This window comes from Pseudovibrio sp. Ad37 (assembly GCF_001623075.1).
In the GTDB taxonomy this organism is placed as follows: domain Bacteria; phylum Pseudomonadota; class Alphaproteobacteria; order Rhizobiales; family Stappiaceae; genus Pseudovibrio.
Genome location: NZ_LMCF01000139.1, coordinates 1 through 921 on the forward strand (window position 1 = coordinate 1; position 921 = coordinate 921).

Consider the following 921-nt stretch of genomic DNA (forward strand, 5'->3'; position numbering starts at 1 on the left):
CATGGAGGTATTGCCATCCAGCCCCCGCATCGCCGCCATAAAGAACATCATTCTTTGAGCCACCATAGATAAAATCGCTCAGCTCAGTGCCCATAATCATGTTGGTTTCGTTGTTGAAACCATGCAGCTCCATGCGACCGTCTTCCCGAACTTTGAACTCACTGAGTGTTGTCCCATCTGCAAACTCATAGCGCTCGATGTGCTCGCCCAGGTCTGCAAGATGTAGGGACCCTGCTTTGCCGTCTGCTGTGGTCCAGCCAAGCCGAAGGCTCGTTCCCTGATTTTCGTGTTCATAAGCTTCGATGCGCAGATCATCCAGCGTCAGATCACGGAACTTTACTGTGTCAGTTCCTCCTGAACTGGTTTCTGCACTGCGGGTGATCCAGGAACCGCCTTTATCACGGCCAATCAGGTAGGTATCATCACCGCCGTGGCCATGGAGGTATTGCCATCCAGCCCCCGCATCGCCGCCATAAAGAACATCATTCTTTGAGCCACCATAGATAAAATCGCTCAGCTCAGTGCCCATAATCATGTTGGTTTCGTTGTTGAAACCATGCAGTTCAATGCGGCCGTCTTCACGTACCTTGATCTCACTGAGCATTGTCCCATCTGCAAACTCATAGCGCTCGATCTGCTCGCCCATGTCAGCCACATTCAGTGTTCCGGCTTTACCGTCTGCTGTGGTCCAGCCAAGCCGAAGACTCGTTCCCTGATTTTCGTGTTCATAAGCTTCGATGCGCAGATCATCCAGCGTCAGGTCACGAAACTTTACTGTGTCAGTTCCTCCTGAGCTGGTTTCTGCACTGCGGGTGATCCAGGAACCGCCTTTATCACGGCCAATCAGGTAGGTATCATCACCGCCGTGGCCATGGAGGTATTGCCATCCAGCCCCCGCATCGCCGCCATAAAGAACATCAT

Annotated in this window: 1 pseudogene; it reads right to left on the reverse strand. The window is 52.4% G+C overall.

From position 1 onward, the window contains the following. Positions 1-921 (reverse strand): annotated as a pseudogene (locus PsAD37_RS28430) (hypothetical protein); the annotation flags it as partial.